The following is an 18,599-nucleotide window of genomic DNA, read 5'->3' as shown; positions in this document are numbered from 1 at the left end:
CGCAACACAACTTCGAGGCTAAAATGTGAGAATCTAGAATTCTCTGGCGCAGATGAGCGGATGATTGAGGGGAGGGGGCACCATGTATCTTGAGCGCATCGACTCGCCCGAGGACGTGCGCGCCCTGCCCCCCGAGGCGCTCCCCGCGCTCTGCGCGGAGATTCGCGCGGCGATCGTGGAGAGCTCCGCCGTGGTCGGCGGACACGTGGGGTCCAACCTCTCCGTCGTGGAGCTCACCGTGGCGCTGCACCGCGTCTTCGAGAGCCCGCGCGACAAGATCGTCTTCGACGTCTCGCACCAGACGTATGCGCACAAGATGCTCACCGGCCGCGCACAGGCGTTTCTCGACCCGGCGCGCTACGAGGACGTCTCCGGCTTCTCGAGCCCCAGCGAGTCCGAGCACGACCTGTTTGCGATGGGACACACCTCGACCTCGGTGAGCCTCGCCTGCGGCCTTGCCGCGGCGCGCGATCTCGCGGGCGAGAAGTACGCGGTGGTGGCGGTCATCGGCGACGGCTCGCTCTCGGGCGGCCTGGCCTTCGAGGGGCTCGACAACGCGGCCTCCCTCGCGGGCGGCCTCGTCATCGTCGTGAACGACAACGAGTGGTCGATCGCCCCCAACCAGGGGGGCATCTACGGCGCGCTCGCCGAGCTGCGCTCCACGCGCGGCGCCTCGCCGCGCAACCCCTTCACGGCGCTCGGCCTCGACTACCGCTACCTCGAGGACGGCCACGACGAGCAGGCGCTCGAGGCGGCGCTCTCGGAGCTCGCGGGCACCGACCACCCCGTCGTGCTGCACATCCACACCGAGAAGGGCCACGGCTACGCCCCCGCGCTCGCCGACCCCGAGGGCTGGCACCACCCCTCCCCCTTCGACCCCGCCTCCGGGCTCCCCCTGCGCCAGGCGGACGGTCCCGACTACGCGCAGCTCACGGCGTCGTTCCTCGCGGCGCGCATGGAGGCCGACCCCACGCTCGTGGCCGTGAACGCCGCGATGCCCTACATCATGGGCTTCACGCCCGAGCTGCGCGAGCGCGCCGGGCGGCAGTTCGTGGACGTGGGGATCGCCGAGGAGCACGCCGTGACCTACGTGACCGGCCTTGCGCGCGCGGGCGCCACGCCCGTGCTCGGCATCTACTCGACCTTCCTGCAGCGCGCCTACGACGAGCTGTGGCACGACCTCTGCCTCAACGCGGCGCGGGCCGTCATCCTCGTCTTTGGCGCCTCGGCCTTCGGCACCACCGACGCCACGCACCTCGGCTTCTTCGACATCCCCATGCTCGGCGCCATGCCGGGCCTCCCCTACCTCGCGCCCACCTGCTCCGAGGAGTACCTCGACATGCTCGCCTGGGCGCTCGACCGCGCGGAGGGGCCCGTCGCCATCCGCGTCCCCGTGGCGGGCGTGACGTCCCGCCCGGACTTCGCGCGCCCGGCCGAGGGCTACGCGCGAGGCGCCGAGATCGTGCGGAGGGGCTCGCGCGTCGCGCTGCTCGCCCTGGGCGACCTCTTCCCCCTCGGCGAGCAGGTCGCGGGCGCGCTCGCCGAGCACGGCGTACATGCCACCCTCGTCAACCCCCGCCTTGCCACGACGGCAGACGAGGGCCTGCTGGCCCGGCTCGCCGCCGGCCACGACGTCATCGTCACGATGGAGGACGGCATCCTCGAGGGCGGCTTCGGCGAGCGCTGCGCGCGCGTCCTCGCCTGCGACGACGTCCGCATGCGCTGCTACGGGCTGCCCCGCGCCTTCGCGGACCGCTACGACCCGGCCCAGCTGCTCGAGCGGTGCGGGATGACGGCGGAGGGCATCGTGGCGGATATTCGCGCCCTTCTCGGCGCATAGGCGCCCCGCGCCGGGCCGGGCGTCCGGACCCGCGCGGCCGGGCGGCCCTTACCGGACCATGCCCTCGTTTCTGAGGTCTGAGCGCAGGCGCGAGAGCGTCACGGGCGTCATCCCCAGAAGGGACGCCACATAGCGGTTGGGAACCTTCTCCACGATGCCGGGATAGCGCTCGAGGAACCACAGGTAGCGCTCGCGCGAGCGAAGCTGGGACACCACGCGACGCGTCTCCCAGTGCATGTGCCAGGCCTCGCTCACGACGCGGATGAACAGGTGGTTGGCCGCAAGGTTGGTCTCGAGCAGCTCCCTGATGAGCGCATTGCCCAGGTAGACCGCCTCGCCGTCCGCAAGCGCCTCGACGGTCGAGGAGGACGGGCCCTCGAGCTCGACGCTCGGCGAGAGCGCAGATCCCGGCGTGAAGAGGATGCAGTCGGTGATGTCATGGCCGTCTGCGTCCACAGAGAAGCTTCTCACAATCCCGGAGACGAGAAAGCCGACCCCGCTCTGGACCTCCCCCGTCCGAAGCAGGCAGTCGCCCTTCTCGAAGGCGCGGCACGTGGCGTTTTGGGACAGGACGTCGAGAAGTCCCTCGTCATCCACCTTGACGGCGTCCCTGAAAAAGGCGCGGTAATCCATCCTATGGCCTCCCTCCCGGCAATGCTGAGATTTTTTAGTTTACTCCACGTCGTCGGGCTCCACGGCCTCGGAGTCCGCCTGCTCCCGCCCGGGGGCCGCGCCGTGCCCTCCCGCTTTGGCCTCCTCCCGCTCCGCGCGGGCCTGGGCGAACTTCTCGCGCATGGTGGGGTTCTTGAAGGTGAGCTTGCGGATAGTCAGCGCCTCCGCCTTGTCGTTGGCGTAGCGCAGCTGCCGCTCCGAGGAGGTCAGGTCCTCCTTCACCTTCTGGAGGCGCGCGATGGCCTTGTCGATCTCTTCGATGGCGTCCCCGAACTTCTTGCTCGCCGTCGCGTAGTTCTTGCCGAAGCCGTCCTTGAACTTCTCGAGGGCGTTCTCGAAGTTGGTGACGTCGATGTTCTGCTGGCGCACCTCGGCGAGCTCGCGCCGGTAGGCGTGCGCGTTCTCCGCCGCGTTTCTCAGCAGCGTGATCATGGGGATGAAGAACTGCGGGCGGATGACGTACATCTTCTCGTACTCGTAGGACACGTCCACGATGCCGGAGTTGTAGAGCTCGCTCTCGGGCTCGAGCATCGAGACGAGCACCGCGTACTCGCAGCTCTTGTTGCGTCGGTCCTGGTCGAGCTTCTTGAAGAAGTCGGAGTTCTTGTGGCGGCTCGTGGCGGCCGAGGCGTCGTCCTCGTTCTTCATCTCGAACATGATGGAGACGACCTCGACGCCCTCGTCGTCAACCTCGCGGAAGACGTAGTCTCCCTTCGAACCGCCCACAACCTCGTTGTCCTTATGGAACTCGGCGCCGCGAAAGCCCAGCGAGCGCCAGCGGTTGAACTCCATCTCGCAGTGCTGCTCGAGCGACTCGCCGATGAGCTTGGTGGAGAGGCGCGCACGCTGGTTGCGCAGGCGCTCGATCTCGTCCTCGCGGTCGCGGATCGTCTGGTCCTTGAACCGCTCCTGCTCGGCCATCTGCTGGCGCAGCGACGCCTCGACCTGCTCGCGCTCGAGCTTGGCCGCGCGCAGGTCTCCCTCGAGGGCCGCAAGGCGCTCGCCCTGCTCGCCTGTGGCCTTCGTGACGGCGAGGGCCTTCTCCGTCACGAAGGCGGACTCGCGGGCCTTGATCTGGGCCTCGAGCTCGGAGACGCGGCGCTCCTGCTCGAGCCTGGCCGCACGCAGGTCTCCCTCAAGCTCGGCGATGCGCTTTTCCTGGGCGTCCGTGGCCTCGCTCACCGCAAGGGCCTTCTCGGTGGAGAAGGACTGCTCGCGGGCCTTGAGCTGCGCCTCGAGCGCGGCGACGCGACGGTCGCGCTCGGCGAGCTCCGAGGCGCCCTTCGTGGCCGCCTCGCTGAGGGCCCGCTCCTGCGCCGCGCTGGCCTCGAGCAGGGCACGCTGCTGCTCGGCAATCTTCTGGTCCCGCTCGGAAATCGCCTGGGCGAGCGCGCGCTCCGCGGCCGCGCGGGCGAGCGCGACGGCGTCCTCTCCGCGCTCCACCTGGGCGCGGAGCTCGGCGAGCTGCGCGTCCTTCTCGGCCGACGCACGCTCCGCGCCCTGGCGCGCGGCGGCGAGCTGGGCCTGCAGCTCCTCGCGCTCGCGCGAGGCGAGCTCGCGCGCCTCCTGGCGCGCCTGGGCGACGGCGGCCTCCACGGCGCTCGCGCGCTCGCGCTCCGCCATCTGCTCGCGCGCCCTGAGCTCGCGCGTGAACTCCGCGTCGCGCACCTGGCGCACGATCTGCGCGTACTCCGTCTCGTCGACCTGGAACACCTCGCCGCAGTGCGGGCATCTGATCTCAGCCATGGGCCCTCCCGTTCTTCTCCTGGGAACTAGGGTACCCGTACCGCCGGACAGAAATGGGCGCGGAGGAAAAAGGGCGAGAAGAACGCGGGCCCCGCGACGCGCGCCGCGGGGCCCGAAAACCTGACAGACGCCCCGGTCACCTTTGTCGGGTTACCTGCCGCCGAAGGGGCTCATCTGCTGCTCCTGCTGGTACTGCTGGTAGAGGTCGATGAGGTCGTCAATCGTGACCTCCTGGCCGTTGACGTTGACGGTCTGGTCGCGCTGGTCCTGCTGCTCCTGCTGAAGGGCCTCGTCGGAGCCGAGGGTCACGTCGAGGGTCAGCTCCTCGCCGCCGCGCATGACGGTCACCTTGACGGTCTCGCCGATGCTGTGGGAGCGCACGGCGAGGATGGCGGCGTCGGCCGAGGAGATGGCGTCGTCGCCGATCTTGGTGATGACGTCGCCCTCCTGGATGCCGGCCGCGGCAGCCGGGCCGCCCTGCGCGACCTCGACCACGTAGGCGCCCTGGTCGACGGAGAGGTTGTTCCTGAAGGAGTTCTGCGGGGTCACCGTCTGCATGGTGAGGCCGATGTAGGCGTGGGTGACCGCCTCGCCGGCGATGATCTTGTCGGCGACCTCGGTGGCGTAGTCGCTCGGGATGGCGTAGCCGATGCCCGCGAAGCTCTGCGTGTCGGACGAGTAGAGCGTGCAGATGCCCACGAGCTGGCCCTCGGCGTTCACGAGCGCGCCGCCGGAGTTGCCGGGGTTGATCGTGGCGTCCGTCTGGATGAGGTTGGTGTAGAGCGTGTTGCCGGAGGCGCCCTCCATGAGCGTGTTGCGCGAGAGCGCCGAGACGATGCCCTGCGAGACGGAGTTCTCAAGGCCGAAGGGGCTGCCCACGCTCATCACCCAGTCGCCCACCTGCAGGGCCGAGGAGTCGCCGATCTCCATCGGCGTGACCTCGGTGTCGCCGAAGTCCACGTGCAGGACCGCGAGGTCGCTCGAGGCGTCGGTCCCCACGAGGGTGGCGTCGTAGCTCTGGCCGTTGAGGGTGACGCTGATGGACTCGGCGTCCTCGATGACGTGGTTGTTGGTGATGACGTTGCCGTTGGTGTCGTAGATGACGCCCGAGCCCATGCCCTCGCCGTTGGCGTAGGTGCTGTAGACGGTCACCACGGAGGGCAGGGTCTTGGCGGCCACCGCGTTGGCCACGGTGGTGTCCTCGTCGGAGGGGTCGATGGTGATGGCCTGCGAGGTCCCCGCCGCCTGCGCGCCGCCGCCCGCGCTCACCACGCCCGTGCCCAGCAGCACGCCCGTGAGCGCCGCGGCGCCCACGACGCCGCCGAGCAGCCCGGCGAGCACCGCCCTCAGGCCGGGGCGCGGCTTCTTCTGGGGCTGGAAGTCAGGCGCCGCGGGCGGCTGGGGCGCGCTCGCCTCGGGCCGGGGCGGCGTCTGGCCGGGCTGGGCCGGCCCGCCCTGCGCGTCATGCGCGGCGTGGGCGCCCTGCGCGCCCTGGGCACCCGGGAAGGGCGGCCGCTGCGCCGTGGGCTGGGCCTGCGTGGGCTGCTCGCCTGCGGGCTGCTGGTAGGGGCTCTGCGGGCCCTGGGGGTCCTGCGGGTTCTGCGTGCCATACGGATAGTCGCTCATGTCTTCCCTCTCTCGCGTCGCCCCGTTGCGTGGGGCGTGTTTTTGTGTCCGCTGTCGAATGTACCCCGCGGGGAGGGGCGCATACGCCGTCTGCGAGCGCATCACCGGGGTGGCACGATGCTTTCTGCTTCCTGAAAAACGGGCGCGAGAAGAACGTGGAGACGCACGTTCTTCTCGCGCCCCGCTCGCCTCTTGCGCCCCCGGCCGGGGCGGCGGCGCTAGATGCGGAAGAGGTAGCCCACGCCGCGGATGGTGACGATGTGGCTCGCCACCTGGGGGCCCACCTTGGAGCGGACGCGGCGGATGTGGACGTCGACGGTGCGCGTGCCGCCGCAGTACTCGAAGCCCCAGACACGGTGCAGCAGGGTCTCGCGCGAGTAGGCGCGGCTGGGGTGCGTGGCCAGGAAGGACAGCAGCGAGTACTCCATGAGGGTGAGGTCGACGGGCTTCTCGTCGATATAGACCTGGTAGGTGGCGAGGTTGATCGTCATGTTGTCCACGGTGACGATGTCGGCCGGCGCGGACTCCTCGCCGGGCCAGAGCAGCAGGGTGCAGCGGACCTCGAGCTCGGCCACGCCGGCGGTGGAGAGGATGAAGTCGTTCTTCCCCTGCATGGGCATGCGCAGCGTGGCAAGCTTATCGGGGTCCTGGACGAGGAGCATCGGGATGAAGCCGTTCTCCGCCACGAACGCGTCGACGGCGTTCAGGATGTCCTGGCCCATGCCCTCGCCGTCCAGGATGACAAGGTCGAACTCGTGGCCGGACGAGACCGCCTGCGAGAAGGTCTCCTCGCTCGCGAGGGCGATGGAGACGTCAATGGCGTGGGAGAGCTCGCGCATGCGGTCGTGGAGCCGCGTGGTTGCAGATACGAGAAGGATGTTCTTGTGATGCATCCTCAGGCCTCCCGGAATTGAGCACATGTATTTGAAAAGATTAGCACATCGCCCCCGCGTTCGACGGGGGCGATGTCAGAACTTCGTAAACGAGCCGCAGCTCAGTGACCGTCCGGAAACGGCGCTTAACGAGCCAGAAACGCTATGTTTCAAACGAGCCGCAGCTAGTTGATGCTGCCGAGGAACTCGGCCGTGCGGGCGTTCTCGGGATGGTCGAAGACCTTCTCGGGCAGGCCCTGCTCCACCACGTAGCCGTCCTCCATAAATACCACGCGGTCGGCCACGTCGCGCGCGAAGCCCATCTCGTGCGTGACCACGATCATGGTCATGCCCGAGTTCTCCGCGAGGTCGCGCATGACGTCAAGGACGCCACGGACGAGCTCGGGGTCGAGCGCCGAGGTGGGCTCGTCGAAGAGGAGCACGTTGGGGTGCATGGCCACGGCGCGGGCGATGGCGACGCGCTGCTGCTGGCCTCCGGAGAGCTGCGTGGGCTTGAAGTCCGCGCGGTCGGCGAGCCCGACGGCGGCAAGCTGCTTGAGCGCCTCGGCCTCGGCCTCCTCCCTGCTCTTCTTGAGCACCTTCGTCTGGCCGATCATGACGTTTTCCTTGGCCGTGAGGTGCGGGAAGAGGTTGAATTGCTGGAAGACCATGCCCACGTCGCGGCGCAGGCGGTTGACCTCGGCCGCGCTCTTGTTGGTGATCTCCTCGTCCTCGATGAGGATGTGCCCCGCGCTCGGGCGCTCGAGGAGGTTGATGCAGCGCAGCATCGTGGACTTGCCCGAGCCCGAGGGCCCGAGCACCACCACGACCTCGCCGGGCCAGACGTTGAGGTTCACGTCCTTCAGGACGAGCGTCTCGTCGAAGCTCTTGTTGAGGTGCTCGATGCGCACGATGGGGTGCTCGCCGGGCGTGAAGTGGTGGCTCGTGAGGCCCTGGTCGTGCGCGTAGGCGATGCGCGCGGCCTCGTCTGCCGGCAGCGCGGGCGGGACGTCGATGGCGGCGCGGCGGTGACGCTTAGCAGGCATTCGCGGCCTCCTTCATCTGGGCGGCGGGAGCGGCGGGGGCGTCCTTCTCGGCGCCCTTCTCCACGTCCTTCTCGGCGCTCTTCTCCACGAGCTCGTCAGCGTGGTCGGCCACGTCGGCGCGGCGCTTGGGGCGCGGGCCGCCGCCGCGCTCGGAGCGGGCGATGTTCTCCTCGACGATGCCCACGACCTTGATCAGCGGCAGCGTGACGATGAGGTAGAAGATGCCGGCGGCCACGTACGGCGTGATGTTGCCCGTGACGGTGGTGAGGTTCTTGGAGAACATCATGAGCTCCATGACGCCCACCGAGGAGAGGAGCGACGTGTCCTTGAACGCGGTGATGAAGTCGCTCGTCACCGTGGGGATGACGCGGCGCACGGTCTGCGGCAGGATGATGGAGAACATCGTCTGCACGTAGTTCATGCCGAGCGAGCTGGCGGCCTCGTACTGGCCCTGCGGGATGGACTGGATGCCCGCGCGGAAGATCTCGGCGAGGTAGGCCGAGGAGTTGATGGCCATGACGATGATGCCAAGCAGGTTGTTGTCGATGTTGATGTTGAGCATCGGCAGGCCGAAGAACATGATGTAGATCTGCAGGAAGAGCGGCGTGCCGCGCAGCACGTTGATGTAGACCACGGCGATGGCGCGCAAGATCCGCCACTTGGAGATCTTGAGCATGGCGAAGAGCAGGCCCAGCGCGATGGCAAACGGGTAGGCCGCCACGACGATCCCCAGGCACAGCAGCCAGCCCGGCGCAAGCGACGAGAAGGACGTCACGAGCAGCTGGGGCCTCAAGAACATGCCGAGGAACTGGTTGGAGTTCCACGCCTCCACCCACGGCTGCTCGTCAAGCCAGTTGACGAGGCTCTGGAGCGGGGTGTTGGCGATCGTGGCGATGGGGTCGGAGTCCGCGAGCTCGTGCGTGGCGCCCGCGGACTCGTAGCTGCCGGAGACCACGCAGTCGCCGCCCGCGGCGGGAAACTGCATGTTGGTGATCTCCAGGCGCAGGAGCGACCCCTCGGGGATGGCCTGGTCAAAGCTCACCGTGATGGAGTTGGCGGAGGGCGTGGCCTCGCCGGTCACGTCCATGCGCGAGAGGCCCTCGAGCGCGGTGATGCGCGTCGTGGAGCCTTCGAACGTGGCGCCCTCGGGCAGGGTCAGCGTGACCGAGGTGACCTCCTCGCCGGGCTCGACCGTGCCCTCCCAGGTCAGGCGCGTGTCCATCCCGCCGATGACGCCGTCGCCGCCGTCCTCGTTGGGGCGCGCGGTGGCCTTCTCGGTGGTGAGCGCCTGCGCGGGCTGCGGCGCCGCCGTCGCAAAGACGCCCGTGAGCGCCAGGGCGAGGGCAACGAGAAGCGCCCCTCGTCTGTGCTGCATGCTTCCTCCGTTTCGTGCGTTGCTGACAAAGGTGTCAGGGCCCTTTGTCATGATGCGCGAGTCGCGGCGATCATGACAAAGGGCCCTGACACCTTTGTCAGCAACCGCCGCGACCCGCAGGTTCTTCTCGTCTAGATCTCGGTGGTGCCGAACCACTTCTGCTTGATCTCGTCCATCGTGCCGTCCTCCTCAACGGCCGCGAGAGCCTCGTTGATGGCCGCGAGCAGACCGGGGTTGTCCTTGGAGACGGCGATGCCGTACTGCTCGCCCGTGGGGATCTCCTCGACGACCTCGAGGTCGGAGAAGGACTCGGCGATCATGTTCTGGGCAACGGGGAGGTCGATGACCATGGCGTTGTAGAGGCCCGTGGAGATGCCCATGAGGGCTGCCGTGACGTCGGCCAGCGGCACCTTGGTGGCGTTGGGCAGGTTCTCGGAGATCCAGTCGTCGCCGGTGGTGCCGGTCTGGCAGGCGACCTGCATGCCCTCGGCGTTGAGGCTCTCGGAGTTGAGGTCGGAGCCGGCGGCGGCCACGATGCCCTGGTTGGAGTTGAGATAGGGGTCGGAGAAGTCGACCTCCTCGAGACGCTCGTCGCTGATCGTCATGCCGGCGATGCAGATGTCGGCCTTGCCCCCCTGCTTGATGGTGGGGACGAGCGTGTCGAAGGCCTGGTTGGGCAGCCACTCGCAGGTGAGGCCCATCTTCTCGGCAAGGGCGTTGGAGAGGTCCACGTCAAAGCCCACGGTGTTGCCGTCCTCGTCGATGTACTCGAAGGGCGAGAAGCCGAGCTCGGCCACGTTGGTGAGCACGCCCTCCTTCACGAGGGTGTAGGAGGCCTCGTCGGTAGACTCGGCCACGTCGTCGGCGGCCGGGGCGTCGGCGGCGGGCTCGTTGGAGCCGCTGCAGCCCGCGAGCAGCGCGGTGCCGGCAAGGCCGAGGGTGACAACGAAGTTACGCCTGTTCATGCTGGACATTTCTTTTCCTCCCAATCCGCCTTGCCTAAGCGGGGACAGGCCCCTTTTAGGCAAGTTTCTCAAAACAACTTGCCTAAAAGGGGCCTGTCCCCGCTTAGGCAAGGCGTGCACGCTAGAGCTCGGCGCCGAGCCACTTGACCTCGAGCTCGGAGACGTAGCCCTCCTCCTCGAGCTCGGCCAGGGCGCCGTTGATGGCCTCGGTGAGGCCGGGGTTGTCCTTGTTGACGGCGATGCCGTACTGCTCGCCCGTGGGGATCTCGATGGCCACCTGGCAGTCGGTGAACGAGTTGGAGCAGAGGTAGGTCATCACGGGCAGGTCCGCCACGGCGGCGGCGTACAGCCCAGTCTGCACGCCGGTCACGGCCACCACCGGGTCGTCGAGCGCCACGATCTCGGCGTTGGGCAGGTTCTCCTCGGCCCAGGAGGCGCCGGTCGTGCCGGCCTGGACGGCGACCTTGGTGCCCTTGACGTTGAGGGAGTCCTCGGTCACGTCGCCCGCGCTCGAAAGCGTCACGAGGCCCTGGTTGGAGTCCATGTAGGAGTCGGTGAAGTCCACCTGCTCCCAGCGCTCGTCCGTGATGGTGATGTTGGAGACGCCCACGTCGGCCTTGCCGCCCTGCTCGATGAGCGGGACGATGGTGTCGAACTTCATGGCGGGCAGGACCTCGCACTCGAGGCCGAGCCTGTCCGCGACGGCGTTGATGAGGTCAATCTCAAAGCCCTGGGCCTCGCCGGTCTTCTCGTCCACGAAGTCGAGCGGCGCGTTGGCCAGGTCCGAGGCGACGATGAGCTTGCCGTCCTCCACGAGGGTGTAGGCGGCGGTGTCGGCGGCGTCGCCCGCGGGGGTGCTGGTCTGCCCTCCCCCGCTGCATCCCGCGATAGTCACGGCTAGCGCGCAGGCGACCGCGAGGCCGCCCGCAATCCGGCTGGAGAGCTTCATGGTGGGTGTCCTTCCCCCAATGCTTCGGCGCGTGGTCACGCCCTTTCCCGACGGTGGCACGGGTCTTCCCGTGTCAGGGCGCATGCCCCGTCCGTCGCCAAGGTTTCAGTTTGGTTCAAGTCGTCCTACGAGGTTCTTCTCGCCAAGTTTCTTAACAAGATTGACACGTATGGGGCAGGCGGCATCGCGCGCCGACCGGGCGCGTTAGGATTCGGGGGTCGTTGCGGGCCCCGCCCGAGGGGCGGTTAGGGAATCGCGGTCGTTGCGGGGCGGAAGGCCTGCGGGCGGCCCTCGTGCCCCCGCAGCGGGCCCGCATCGCCCGGCGCGCCGCGTCCCCACGCCTCCCGCCCCGCAACGACCGCGATTCCCTAACGAAGGCGCGCCCCGGAGCTGCAACGACCCCGCATCCCTAACGCCGAGGCGGCCGCACGGCGCAACGATCCCCCAAGGGCTAAGCGCCGCGGCCCCCGCAGGCAAGAAGTGCGGTGAGAAGGACAGCGCCGCCCGGGAACCCCCGGACGGCGCCGCATGCCATCGTTCTTCTCGCCTGACGCGAGTCGCGGCTAGAAGCCGCCGTAGTAGTGCTCGCGCTCCCAGTCGGTGACGGCGGTGCAGTACTCGTACCACTCGTCGCGCTTCTCGCGGACCAGGTAGTCGAAGATGTGGTCGCCGAGGACGGTGCGCATGAGCTCGGAGGACTCGAAGCGGTCCACGGCCTCGCCGAGCGTGCGCGGCAGGCGGGCGATTCCGCGGGCGGCGAGCTCGCGCTCGGAGAGGGCGAGCGTCTCGCTCGTGGCCTCCTCGGGGAGCGGCAGGCCCTCCTCGATGCCCCTGAGGCCGGCGGCGATGGTCACCGCGAGGGCCAGGTAGGGGTTCGCCGTGGGATCGGGGCTGCGCAGCTCGACGCGGGTGGCGATGTGCTTGCCCGGCTTGTGCGTGGGCACGCGCACGAGCGCGGCGCGGTTCTTGCGGCCCCACGTGGCGTGCGTGGGCACCTCGCCCGTGGAGATGAAGCGCTTGTAGGAGTTCACCGTGGGGTTGGTGACCAGCGTGAACTCGGGCGCATACTTGAGGATGCCGGCGATGTAGTGCTGGGCGAGCTCGGAGAGGTGCGCCTCGTGGAACTCCTTGGGGCCCCAGAAGAGGTTCTCGCCGTCATGGTCGAGCAGCGACTGGTAGAGGAACATCGCGGACCCGGGGACGTCGGTGATGGGCTTGGGCATGAACGAGGCGTACATGCCCTGCTCGGCGGCCTCCTGCTTGATGACCAGACGGGCCGTCATGATGTTGTCCGCGCAGCTCACGGCCTCGGTGAAGCGCAGCTCCACGCCGTTTTGCGAGGGGCCGGCCGCGTGGTAGGAGTACTGGACGGGGATGGACATCTTCTCCAGCGTGAGCGTGGTCTGGCGGCGCAGGTCGTTGGCCGTGTCCATGGGCGTGAGGTCGAAGTAGCCCGCGTTGTCGAGCGGCACCGGGTCGAGGTCGTTGTCAAAGTAGAAGTACTCCATCTTGGGACCCACGTTGGGCACGTAGCCCCGCTCCTCGGCCGCCTGGAAGACCTTCTTGAGGCAGCGGCGCGGGTCGCCCTCGAAGGGCTCGCGCGAGGGGGTGAAGACGTCGCAGAAGACGCGCGCGACGCCGGACTCCGAGGGGCGCCACGGCAGCAGCGCGAAGGTGTCGGGGTCGGGAAAGGCGAGCATGTCCGACTCCTCGAGCGAGGCGAAGCCGTCGACGGCCGAGCCGTCGAAGCCGATGCCCTCCTCGAAGGCCTCCTCGAGCTCCTCGGGAGAGATCGCGAACGACTTGAGGTTGCCGAGCACGTCAGCGAACCACAGCCTCACGAAGCGGATGTCGCGCTTCTCGACGGTCCGGAGAACGAAGTCGATGTCCTTCTCGCTGCTCATGCGGTTTCCTTTCCGGTTGACCGGCAGGGCTACTCATTATTCAGCGATAGGTTCTCACACGCGTGTTTCGCGCCTGTTTCCCGGCGTGCCGCCGGCGGCATGGCTACTTGCCGAGGTTCTTCTCCACGTTCCTGAGCATGTCGCGCGCGGCCGGGCAGGGGCCGCCCGCGGCGTGCGCGGAGCACGAGCCCCTGCTGCCGCAGCTCGAGCACTCGCCACCCGACCTCCTGATGGAGCGCACTGCCAGGGCGAGAAGGACCGCGATGGCGGTAATGATGACGACGTCGGCGAGGCCCATGCGACCAACCTCCGAAAAGAGGAGAAAAGTTTGTTGTTAACCAAAGGCAACTATACCCATCTGCGTCATACTAGAGGGGCAAGGCGGCCTCGGCCGCACAAACTTTGCATCAGAAGGGACGTGTCTCCAATGAACGACGATCAGACCATGCAGCTCGTCATCGTCCGCCACGGTGAGTCCGAGTGGAACAAGCTCAACCTCTTCACCGGCTGGACCGACGTCGACCTCACCGACACCGGTCGCGAGGAGGCCCACGCGGGCGGCAAGGCCCTCAAGGAGGCCGGCTACGACTTCGACGTCTGCTACACCTCGCTGCTCAAGCGCGCCATCCACACGCTCAACTGCGTGCTCGACGAGCTCGACCGCAACTGGCTGCCCGTCCACAAGGCCTGGCAGCTCAACGAGCGCCACTACGGCGCCCTCCAGGGCCTGAACAAGGCCGACGCCGCCGCCGAGCACGGCGAGGAGCAGGTCAAGATCTGGCGCCGCTCCTTCGACGTCTGCCCGCCCGCCCTCGAGCCCGGCGACGAGCGCGACCCGCACGTCCTCGAGATGTTCCGCGACGTGCCCAAGGAGGACCTCCCCTACACTGAGTGCCTCAAGGACACCATCGCCCGCGCCTGGCCGTACTTTGAGCAGGAGATCAAGCCGCAGATGGAGGCCGGCAAGCGCGTGCTCATTGCCGCTCACGGCAACTCGCTGCGCGCCCTCGTCATGCAGTTCGAGAAGCTGACCCCCGAGGAGATCCTCGAGGTCAACATCCCGACCGGCGTGCCGTGCTCCTACACCTTCGACAAGGACTGGAACGTCGTCGACAAGCACTACATCGGCGACCCCGCCACCATCGAGGCCAAGATTAACGCCGTCGCCAACCAGGGCAAGGCCAAGAAGTAGCCAGCGTTCGTCCGCACGAAAGGCCCCGTCCCCTGCACGCAGAGCCGCGCTTCGCGGAAGGCTCCGCCTCGCAAGGGGCGGGGCCTTTTCGTATGGATGCGAGTCACTGACCAGCAGGGGCGGAGAGGCTCGATTAACGCGCGCTCGTGCAGGCCTTTTTCGCGTTTCCCCAGTTGACGTTCAGAAAACCGCGCGCGAGTGCGCGTTAATCACGGCGGCGAGGGGCGCCGGGCCAAAACGCAAAGGCGCCACCTGCCGTAGAGGGGGTGGGCAGGTGGCGCAAGGATGCGCCGTCTGCGACGGGGAGAGGGTCCGTCGCTCGGGCAGGGTTAAACGCACTGGTGCCGATGCGAGTCGCGGTTCTTCTCGGCACGATGGTAGGATAGGTTAACCAGAGCTAACTTCAAACGGGAAAAGAGGCCGACACAGGTTCTCCATAAGTAAGCATAGGTTTACTATTGGCTAGCCCAGCGCCACGTCCAGCACCATCATCAGGACGAAGCCCGCGATGAAGCCGAGCGTTCCCACGTTGGAGTGCTCGCCGAGGTGGGACTCGGGGATGAGCTCCTCCACCACCACGTAGACCATCGCGCCGGCGGCAAACGCCAGGAGCCACGGCATGTACGGGCTGATCCAGCCGCTGGCCAGCACCACGAGCACGCCGAAGATCGGCTCCACGATGCCGGAGAGGCTGCCCATCACGAAGGCGCGCCCGCGGCTCATGCCCTCGCGCGCGAGCGGCAGCGAGATGGCCGCGCCCTCCGGGAAGTTCTGCAGACCGATGCCGATGGCGAGCGCCACGGCCATGCCGAGGTAGGCCTCCCCCGCCGCGCCGGCGGTCTGCGCCGCCATGGCAAAGAGCAGGCCCACGGACATGCCCTCGGGGATGTTGTGGAGCGTCACCGCGGAGACGAGGAGCGTGGTGCGCTTCCAGCCGGAGGGCACGCCCTCCGGCTCGTCGGAGTCCGCGTGGAGGTGGGGCAGGAACGTGTCGAGCGCCATGAGGAAGGCCACGCCCAGAAGAAAGCCGCCCGCGGCGGGCAGCCAGCCGGGAACGCCGAGGCCCTCCGCCTGCTCGATCGCGGGGTTGAGCAGCGACCACACGCTCGCCGCAACCATGACGCCCGCGGCAAAGCCGAGGAAGATGTGGTGCATGTTCTTGCGCTCGGAGCGGAAGAAGAACACCACGGCCGAGCCCGCCGTGGTCATGAGCCAGGTGAAGCCGCAGCCGAGCGCCGCCCACGCGAGCGCCTGGGGGATGTTGTCTATCATCTCGTGCCTCCTTGGTCCCCTCTTGGGAATCAATCCGTTTCTAGGTGTTTTTTCAAGACACCTCTAAATACTACTAGTTAGGTGTCATTTGTTGACCTGCGACTATTCTAGTCAGGATACGCCGGGTATCCGTATGCCATCGCAAAAAACACCTAGAAATGGACCCGCGGGGGCGGGCCCCTCCCCGCCGGGGCATGGGACCCCTCGAGACGATTGTCGGCGGTTCTCGGCGCGCCCCTAAGTACGACTAAAATTATGTCATTTATTTACCAGCGGTTTTCCAGGCCGGGCCAGGCCAGATACTCGCACGGCCGCACATAAACCACCGACAATCGATATGCATGCAGACCGGGGGGCCTTCCCCGGCATAAAAACGGGCGCGCCGCCGGCGAGAAGAACCGGCGGCGCGCCAATGTGTGCAAAAGTGCCTGCCCCTTTTGCACGCCTTTGCACGCTACGCGAGCTGGGCGAGGACCTTCTCGTCGGGCTGCTCGTCGCGCGGCATCGGGCGTGCGATCTGGAAGATCATGCCCGCGAGCAGCGCAAATGCGACCACTGTCCACACGCCGAAGTTCCCCAGCGCGAAGAGCTCCCAGAGCTGGTTGATGATGAGGCCCACGCACCAGGCAAAGACGCACTGATAGCCGATCGCGAACCAGAACCACTTCGGCGAGTCCATCTGCTTGCGGATGGTGCCGATGGCGGCGAAGCACGGCGCGTCGAGCATGTTGAACGCCACGAACGCGCACATGGCGCCGACGTGCAGGATGCCCGAGGCGTCGGTGAACATGCCGGCGAAGCCGCTCCACATGGTCACGGAGTTCTCGGTGGCGTCACCGATGCCGTAAATCACGCCGAAGGTGGAGACGAGGTTCTCCTTGGCGATGAGGGCGTTGATCGACGCCGCCGCGGCCTGCCAGGTGTCGGCGCCGAGCGGGGCGAAGATCCAGGCGACGGCGTTGCCTACGATCGCGAGCAGGGAGTAGTCGGTGTAGTACTCGGGCGCGCCCTCCATGAGCGACATGAAGCCGAAGGCCCCGTTGCCGCCCTCCCAGTTGGCGAAGCCGAACTCGAGCAGGAACCACACCACCACGGACGCGGCGAAGATGATCGTCGTGGCCTTCTTGAGGTACGCGGAGATGCGCTCCCACACGTGCAGCCACCAGCTCTTGAGGGTGGGCAGGTGGTAGTCGGGGAGCTCCATCACGAACGGCGCGGGCTCGCCGGCGAACATCTTGGTCTTCTTGAGCATGAGCGCGGAGACGACGATCGCGGCGAGACCGAGGAAGTAGAACATCGGGGCGACCCACCACGCGTCGGAGCCGCCGATGAGGACGCCCATCACGAGGGCGATGATCGGGGTCTTGGCGCCGCACGGAATCATGGTGGTGAGCATCGCCGTCATGCGGCGGTCCTTCTCGTTCTCGATGGTCTTGGTGGCCATGACGCCGGGGACGCCGCAGCCCGAGGAGATGAGCATCGGGATGAAGCTCTTGCCGGACAGGCCGAAGCGGCGGAACACGCGGTCCATGACGAAGGCCACGCGGCTCATGTAGCCGCAGTCCTCGAGGAAGCACAGCATGACGAAGAGCACGAGCATCTGCGGGATGAAGCCGAGCACCGCGCCAACGCCGGCGACGATGCCGTCGAGGACGAGCGCGGTCACGAACTCGGAGGCGCCCGCCGCGGCGAGCCAGCCCTCGATGACGGAGGGGATCGACGGCACGAAGCTGGCGTAGTCATCGAGCGCCGGCGCGCTCTCCTGCGCGGCGACGGCGTCGGCGAAGTCCGACGCGCTCACGGAGTCGATGACCGCGAGCTCCTGCCCGTCAGCCAGCACGGGCTCGCCGTCGGCGTCGATGCGGGTGACGACCTCCTCGTTCGCGTCGAGGAAGTTGCCGTCGCCGTCGTGCATCGGGACGTCGGTGGCCACGACGCCTGCGGCCTGCGCCTCGGCGACGAAGCCAGAGACGACGGCCTGTGCCTCGGGATCCTCGGGATCCTCGGCGAGGGCGGCGACCGCGTCGCTCACGCCGGCGGTGTCAAGCCCGTCGGCCTCGGCCGCGGCCAGGAAGCCGTCGATCTTGTCGCCGTAGTAGCCGGCGTCGTACTCCTCGGTCGCCGTCTCGTAGGCCGCCTGGTCGGACGGGTTCCAGAGCCAGCCGTCGCCGAAGACGCCGTCGTTGGCCCAGTCGGTGCCCCACGTTCCCACCGTGGACACCGCGATGAAGTACACGACGAACATCACGGCCACGAAGATCGGCAGGCCCAGCACTCGGTTGGTCACCACGCGGTCGATCTTCTCGGACATGCTGAGCTTCTTGGGCGCCTTCTTGACGCACGCGTCCATGACGTCCGCGATCCAGTCGTAGCGATCTGAGGTGATGATGGACTCGGCGTCGTCGTCACGGGACCTCTCAACCGCCTTGATGGCCTGCTCGGCCTTGTTGAGCTGCGCGGACGAGAGGTGGAGGGCCTTCACCGCCTCGGCGTCGCGCTCGAAGACCTTGATTGAGTACCAGCGCACGAGGTTTGCGTCGCAGCTGCCGGAGACGATTCCGGCGATCTCGCCGAGCGCCGCCTCGACCTCGGGAGAGAAGCAGGGCGCCCCGGGCTGGACCTTGCCCGCGCGCCCGGCGGCCACGGCCTTGTTCACCAGCTCGTCGAGGTTGGTGTTGCGCAGCGCGGAGACCTCAACGACCGGCGCGCCCAGGCGCTCGGAGAGGGCCGCAACATCGATGACGTCGCCCTTCTCCTTGAGCAGGTCACACATGTTGAGGCCCACCACGACGGGACGCCCCGCCTCCAGGAGCTGCGTGGTGAGATAGAGGTTGCGCTCGAGGTTGGTGGCGTCGACGAGGTCGATCACGGCGTCCGGCCGCTCGTTCACCAGGTAGTCGCGCGAGACGACCTCCTCGGGCGTGTACGGGGAGAGCGAGTAGATGCCGGGCAGGTCGACGAAGGTGACGTCGCGGTCCGCGCGCCAGGTCGCCTGCTTCTTCTCCACGGTGACGCCGGGCCAGTTGCCCACATACCCGTTGGAGCCGGTGAGCTCGTTGAACAGCGTGGTCTTGCCGCAGTTTGGGTTGCCTGCGAGACCGATCGTGATCTCAGCCATGTCCTGCCTTTCAGAGTTTGCT

The 18,599-nt window shown here is 67.7% G+C and carries 14 protein-coding genes; 2 read left to right on the top strand and 12 right to left on the bottom strand.

Translation table 11 applies throughout. The annotated features are described in order from the left end of the window. Positions 1-82 precede the first annotated feature (82 nt). A complete protein-coding gene (locus tag H6A23_RS05425; protein WP_204831179.1) occupies positions 83-1,840 on the top strand; it encodes a 1-deoxy-D-xylulose-5-phosphate synthase in 1,758 nt (585 codons plus the stop codon). Between the two features lie 48 nt (positions 1,841-1,888). Here the strand turns inward: H6A23_RS05425 and H6A23_RS05420 are convergent, their stop codons facing one another. The 10 genes from H6A23_RS05420 to H6A23_RS05375 form a co-directional block, all read right to left on the bottom strand. After that, positions 1,889-2,473, bottom strand: a complete 585-nt coding sequence (locus H6A23_RS05420; RefSeq protein ID WP_204831178.1) for a Crp/Fnr family transcriptional regulator — start codon at positions 2,471-2,473, stop codon at positions 1,889-1,891. A 39-nt stretch (positions 2,474-2,512) separates the two neighbouring features. Next, positions 2,513-4,258, bottom strand: a complete 1,746-nt coding sequence (locus H6A23_RS05415) for a DUF2130 domain-containing protein (protein WP_204831176.1) — start codon at positions 4,256-4,258, stop codon at positions 2,513-2,515. A 150-nt stretch (positions 4,259-4,408) separates the two neighbouring features. Beyond that, the gene (locus H6A23_RS05410; protein ID WP_204831174.1) at positions 4,409-5,884 is read right to left on the bottom strand and encodes a S1C family serine protease; all 1,476 of its coding nucleotides are present in this window, start codon (positions 5,882-5,884) and stop codon (positions 4,409-4,411) included. A 218-nt stretch (positions 5,885-6,102) separates the two neighbouring features. Further along, a complete protein-coding gene (locus tag H6A23_RS05405) occupies positions 6,103-6,777 on the bottom strand; it encodes a response regulator transcription factor (protein ID WP_204831172.1) in 675 nt (224 codons plus the stop codon). 164 nt (positions 6,778-6,941) lie between these two features. After that, positions 6,942-7,802, bottom strand: coding sequence for an amino acid ABC transporter ATP-binding protein (locus tag H6A23_RS05400; protein WP_286165833.1), 861 nt, complete (start codon positions 7,800-7,802; stop codon positions 6,942-6,944). Then, on the bottom strand, positions 7,792-9,177 hold the full coding sequence (locus H6A23_RS05395) for an amino acid ABC transporter permease (RefSeq protein WP_286165832.1): 1,386 nt from the start codon (positions 9,175-9,177) through the stop codon (positions 7,792-7,794). Before H6A23_RS05395 ends, H6A23_RS05400 begins: the two co-directional genes overlap by 11 nt. A 131-nt stretch (positions 9,178-9,308) precedes the next feature. Beyond that, on the bottom strand, positions 9,309-10,151 hold the full coding sequence (locus H6A23_RS05390) for an ABC transporter substrate-binding protein (RefSeq protein WP_204831170.1): 843 nt from the start codon (positions 10,149-10,151) through the stop codon (positions 9,309-9,311). A gap of 112 nt (positions 10,152-10,263) precedes the next feature. Further along, a complete protein-coding gene (locus H6A23_RS05385; RefSeq protein WP_204831168.1) occupies positions 10,264-11,091 on the bottom strand; it encodes an ABC transporter substrate-binding protein in 828 nt (275 codons plus the stop codon). A 563-nt stretch (positions 11,092-11,654) separates the two neighbouring features. Beyond that, positions 11,655-12,995, bottom strand: a complete 1,341-nt coding sequence (locus H6A23_RS05380) for a glutamine synthetase family protein (protein ID WP_204831167.1) — start codon at positions 12,993-12,995, stop codon at positions 11,655-11,657. Between the two features lie 103 nt (positions 12,996-13,098). Further along, the gene (locus tag H6A23_RS05375) at positions 13,099-13,293 is read right to left on the bottom strand and encodes a FeoB-associated Cys-rich membrane protein (protein WP_204831166.1); all 195 of its coding nucleotides are present in this window, start codon (positions 13,291-13,293) and stop codon (positions 13,099-13,101) included. A 129-nt stretch (positions 13,294-13,422) separates the two neighbouring features. On the opposite strand from H6A23_RS05375, the gene gpmA reads away from it, so the two are divergent. Continuing rightward, positions 13,423-14,187 carry a 2,3-diphosphoglycerate-dependent phosphoglycerate mutase gene (gene gpmA / locus H6A23_RS05370; RefSeq protein ID WP_286165831.1) on the top strand — a complete coding sequence of 255 codons (765 nt, stop codon included), beginning with the start codon at positions 13,423-13,425 and terminating at the stop codon, positions 14,185-14,187. Positions 14,188-14,649: 462 nt separating this feature from the next. Here the strand turns inward: gpmA and H6A23_RS05365 are convergent, their stop codons facing one another. Continuing rightward, positions 14,650-15,459: a ZIP family metal transporter gene (locus H6A23_RS05365; RefSeq protein WP_204831165.1), complete on the bottom strand. Its 810-nt coding sequence runs from the start codon at positions 15,457-15,459 to the stop codon at positions 14,650-14,652. A 454-nt stretch (positions 15,460-15,913) separates the two neighbouring features. Continuing rightward, on the bottom strand, positions 15,914-18,577 hold the full coding sequence (gene feoB / locus H6A23_RS05360; protein ID WP_204831164.1) for a ferrous iron transporter B: 2,664 nt from the start codon (positions 18,575-18,577) through the stop codon (positions 15,914-15,916). Positions 18,578-18,599: the final 22 nt, after the last annotated feature.

Source organism: Olsenella uli (assembly GCF_016900775.1).
GTDB lineage: Bacteria > Actinomycetota > Coriobacteriia > Coriobacteriales > Atopobiaceae > Thermophilibacter > Thermophilibacter uli_A.
The sequence above is the reverse complement of the archived record's forward strand: the minus strand, read 5'-3'. Positions and strand labels throughout refer to the sequence as shown.

Excerpts from the sequence above, each read along its gene's own strand:
- H6A23_RS05425 (WP_204831179.1), top strand. The coding sequence starts at position 83 with ATGTATCTTGAGCGCATCGACTCGCCCGAGGACGTGCGCGCCCTGCCC.
- H6A23_RS05420 (WP_204831178.1), bottom strand. The coding sequence starts at position 2,473 with ATGGATTACCGCGCCTTTTTCAGGGACGCCGTCAAGGTGGATGACGAG.
- H6A23_RS05415 (WP_204831176.1), bottom strand. The coding sequence starts at position 4,258 with ATGGCTGAGATCAGATGCCCGCACTGCGGCGAGGTGTTCCAGGTCGAC.
- H6A23_RS05410 (WP_204831174.1), bottom strand. The coding sequence starts at position 5,884 with ATGAGCGACTATCCGTATGGCACGCAGAACCCGCAGGACCCCCAGGGC.
- H6A23_RS05405 (WP_204831172.1), bottom strand. The coding sequence starts at position 6,777 with ATGCATCACAAGAACATCCTTCTCGTATCTGCAACCACGCGGCTCCAC.
- H6A23_RS05400 (WP_286165833.1), bottom strand. The coding sequence starts at position 7,802 with ATGCCTGCTAAGCGTCACCGCCGCGCCGCCATCGACGTCCCGCCCGCG.
- H6A23_RS05395 (WP_286165832.1), bottom strand. The coding sequence starts at position 9,177 with ATGCAGCACAGACGAGGGGCGCTTCTCGTTGCCCTCGCCCTGGCGCTC.
- H6A23_RS05390 (WP_204831170.1), bottom strand. The coding sequence starts at position 10,151 with ATGTCCAGCATGAACAGGCGTAACTTCGTTGTCACCCTCGGCCTTGCC.
- H6A23_RS05385 (WP_204831168.1), bottom strand. The coding sequence starts at position 11,091 with ATGAAGCTCTCCAGCCGGATTGCGGGCGGCCTCGCGGTCGCCTGCGCG.
- H6A23_RS05380 (WP_204831167.1), bottom strand. The coding sequence starts at position 12,995 with ATGAGCAGCGAGAAGGACATCGACTTCGTTCTCCGGACCGTCGAGAAG.
- H6A23_RS05375 (WP_204831166.1), bottom strand. The coding sequence starts at position 13,293 with ATGGGCCTCGCCGACGTCGTCATCATTACCGCCATCGCGGTCCTTCTC.
- gpmA (WP_286165831.1), top strand. The coding sequence starts at position 13,423 with ATGAACGACGATCAGACCATGCAGCTCGTCATCGTCCGCCACGGTGAG.
- H6A23_RS05365 (WP_204831165.1), bottom strand. The coding sequence starts at position 15,459 with ATGATAGACAACATCCCCCAGGCGCTCGCGTGGGCGGCGCTCGGCTGC.
- feoB (WP_204831164.1), bottom strand. The coding sequence starts at position 18,577 with ATGGCTGAGATCACGATCGGTCTCGCAGGCAACCCAAACTGCGGCAAG.